The organism is Metamycoplasma orale ATCC 23714, assembly GCF_000420105.1.
GTDB lineage: Bacteria > Bacillota_I > Bacilli_A > Mycoplasmatales > Metamycoplasmataceae > Metamycoplasma > Metamycoplasma orale.
Genome location: NZ_ATUH01000019.1, coordinates 1 through 3,656, shown reverse-complemented (window position 1 = coordinate 3,656; position 3,656 = coordinate 1). Strand labels below are relative to the sequence as shown.

Annotated in this window: 3 protein-coding genes and 1 pseudogene; 2 read left to right on the top strand and 2 right to left on the bottom strand. The window is 22.6% G+C overall.

Going from position 1 to position 3,656, the window contains the following annotated elements; genetic code table 4:
* Positions 1-106: 106 nt before the first annotated feature.
* Entirely contained in the window at positions 107-1,141 is a 1,035-nt protein-coding gene (locus F795_RS03630) for an HNH endonuclease (protein WP_022936287.1), read from the top strand.
* Between the two features lie 214 nt (positions 1,142-1,355).
* On the opposite strand, the pseudogene F795_RS07010 reads toward F795_RS03630, so the two are convergent.
* Both F795_RS07010 and F795_RS06975 read right to left on the bottom strand, forming a co-directional pair.
* Positions 1,356-1,566, bottom strand: a pseudogene (locus F795_RS07010) (IS3-like element ISMi1 family transposase); the annotation flags it as partial.
* 235 nt (positions 1,567-1,801) lie between these two features.
* Positions 1,802-2,665: a glycoside hydrolase family 191 protein gene (locus F795_RS06975; protein WP_022936285.1), complete on the bottom strand. Its 864-nt coding sequence runs from the start codon at positions 2,663-2,665 to the stop codon at positions 1,802-1,804.
* A 150-nt stretch (positions 2,666-2,815) separates the two neighbouring features.
* On the opposite strand from F795_RS06975, the gene F795_RS06970 reads away from it, so the two are divergent.
* Positions 2,816-3,556: a hypothetical protein gene (locus tag F795_RS06970; protein ID WP_022936284.1), complete on the top strand. Its 741-nt coding sequence runs from the start codon at positions 2,816-2,818 to the stop codon at positions 3,554-3,556.
* Positions 3,557-3,656 lie beyond the last annotated feature (100 nt).

Here is a 3,656-nt window from a genome sequence, read left to right as displayed (position 1 = left end):
TTAAAAAAATTTAATTTAAAAACACCCCAAGAATTATGGGATGTTTACAACAACAAAAATTTTACAATTTAGTCCAAAATTTTTGTCCTAGTTTACTTTTAAAAAAATGAATATATTTTTTTTAAATACAACTTTATGAAAAACTATTTTTATTGTAGAAAACGATTTGAAATTAACTACTGAACAATTTTTTAGTAAACTTTATTTTTATTTATACAACTCAGAACTTTTTAGTTCAAAAACAATTAATAATGAAAATATAAAAATGTTTATTAGAGGTTTTTTTGAAACAAGGGGTAGTATAGATTTTAAATTAAATTATTTATCTTCGGATTATTTTTATTCTAATAGATTAGAATTTAATAAATGTTTAATTTTTACTAACTATTTTAATATTTCTCTTGCATTTTTAAATATAAATTTTAGACAATTGCAAAATGATTATGTTGAAAACAAAAATCAAAGAAACACTCAAATAAGGATAAGGTTAGATTGATTTTTGAAAAATATTGGAATAATAAATGATTATAAAGCAAATATATTAAAAACAAAATTTAAATATATTAATTATTTTGAAAAAAATAACATAACATATTTTAACTTCCCAGACAAAAATGTTAGTAATTCTAATACTTTTCTTGAAAGGATACAGTTTTTTGTTACCTATATAAGCGGAAGAGACATAGATAAGAATGAAGTTAAAAAGTTAAGACAAGAATTAAAATTTGAAGATATTCCAAATGAGTCAGAACAATCCAAACGTGATAGAGCTTTAGTTGAATCAATAATTAGAACAAAAAGTGATAAGTGTTCAGGTTGCTTTCAAAAATATGATATAAATACTAGAAGTTTTAAATGAGCAAAAAATAATAATTATTATTTTGAAGTGCATCATAATATTGCTTTATCTAATGATTATAATAGTTTAGATGTGCCAGATAATTTAGTAAAACTGTGCCCTATTTGTCACAAATGTTTAAAGAAAAATGTTGGTTTTAAATGTGAACAAATGGAAATAATAAAAAGTATTTTAAATTCTGAAAAAGAAGTAAAAGAATTCGCTTTTAATTATTTTGGTCTTGAGAGCTGCAAAGAAAATGAAAATTTTTTAATAGAAAGAATCTGATTATGCTTAAAATAATTAAAAACCAAATGAAATATTTATTAATTTTAGAAGGGAGATCTATAAATTACAGGTTTCATTTTTGAAATTAAAAAATGAGGATATTTCTAATTTAGTATGAACCCCAAATATTGGACTTTTTAATTGTTTTTGGACTTATTCTTGCAGAGCTAAGTCCTTTTATTTATTAACAATTCTTCCACTATTATAATATGTGAAATATATTCTTCTAAAGCATTTTTAAATTATTTAAAACTTTTAAATCTATTTTCTTTTCCAAATCAAAATTCTCTTTTTACAACACTTAAATAAACATTCGGTGGGACTATTGTCCAAACAATTTCCTTTTTTTGACATGCTTTGAATTGTTTGTTTCTCTTTCAAATAATTTATATACTCTTCGTGAGTATATTGTTGTCATCCTTGATCAGAATGCAATAATACTTTGTTTAAGCTATGCCCATTCTCTTTTACATTTTCTAACATTTTATCTATTATTCTTAAATTTGATGATTTAGAGGTCGAATAACTAAAATCTCTTTATTTTCAAAATCAACTACAAGAGAAAAATATGCTTTTTCATTATTTTTTAATTTTAATCACATAAAAATAAACCCTTTTCCAAAAAGTCCGGAATTTGGGATTTACTCTAAAAAGTTTTATTGTATAAAATTTTTATTATTTTAATTCCAATGATGGAGCATTATAATATCCAAAACCATTTTCTTTGCAATACTCATCTATTTCTTTTAATAATTTACTATTAGCGCCATATTCTAATAAATAAACAACAGATAAATTAGTTTGTTTAACACTTTTTAAATATTGAGTGAAATATTCATGTTGTTCAGCTTTTTGTTTACCATATGTTTTGTTTTTAAAATTAATAGATGTAAATACTGTTTCTTGATTAATACCATCAAAGTAAGATGATGCATTATTATTTTGAATACATTTAGACACAAATGTGTCTCCTCCATTAATAAGTAATCTAAAACCAAGGTTTTTTAAATGAGTACAAATGTCACATAAACCTTTAAAAATTTCGGGTCTTGCATAATGATAGTAAACATCAAAGTTATCCAAAAAAAGACCATCAAAATTTTTTTCTTTGTAACTTTGAGCTAAATTATTGACAACAAAATTTTGCCACTTACTTTTAGAAACATCAACTCATCTTTCATCGGGTCAATCTTCATATGTTCCTAATGTTATATCTTTGTATTCATTATAATATGGACGATACTTTTCAATAGCCCCAATATTTAGATATCCATAAACAAATTTTTTATCATTATGTAATTTCTCAATATTTTCTTTTGAAAATTCTTGCGGTTCTATTACAACTGTTTTATATTTTTCTAATCTTGATATTTTATCATTAGATATTCCTAAAAATACTCCATATTCTACCTGTTCAGTAATTTGATTTGGCTTATAACAACTAGTCATAGTTAAAAATGGTATTAAAGAAATAATTAATATTCATCAATATCTTTTTATAAAAAATCAAAATTTATTTCAAATATTTAAATAGTGCATTTTATACCTTCTTATCGAATAATACAATTATATTATTAAACTAGATTTTTATTTTTTAGTAATAACTATTATTGTTTAAATTAGCAATTAATAAATTTAATTGTTATAATATTTAAAAGTTATTGTACTTATTTTATAAGGATTTAAAAAATGAAAATATTAGAAACAGATTTTTCTGTTAAGAGAACATTAAATAGTTCATATATTATTTATGACACTATTTTTTTAGTACTATTGCTAGTATTATTAATAGTTCAAAAGAAATATGTTACATTATTATTTTGTTTATTTGGGGCAATTTTGTACACTGTAGTAGATTATGGGATTTTTTATGCATGATTGCACACTCGGTCAGTGCAAGGAGCAAATCCATTTTGGTTTTTACTTTGACTTTCTTCAAGCTATGGAATTACTAATTTTTTAGTTATTTGATTAGGTGTTAAGAAAGATAAAAATTTAAAAGAATATGCACTTATAATCATTATTTGATGAATTTGTTGTCCTATGATCTCTGCAATGACTCCAATTGCAAACGGAACTATTAACATAGAAAGAAAAGTTGGACAATATCATGGATTTATGGCTGCTATGTTAGTTATTGGGTATTTAGCTGTTTTAATATATAACATGTTTACTAAAAAAGATAAATTGCCAGTTTTAAGAATGCTTATTATTGGAATATTAGTTCAATTTGGTTGAGAGTTTTCATTATTAGTAAACGGAATAAGACCATTTAAATTTGAACCAATTATGATTAATTCATTGATTGAAACAAATTTAGGTATACCTTATATTTACTTTATTTACAAAGGTATATCAAAATATGTAAATGATGACTTTAGTAAAGTAAACAAAGTTAAAGAAGAAAAAAATCAAACTATTACTATTTAGTTTGATGCTTGAATGAAGTATGAAGTGCAACGCTTGTTGCTTATAACTTTATTCTATTACAAACAAATTAAAATATTAAAAAATTGCAAACGAAAAATTG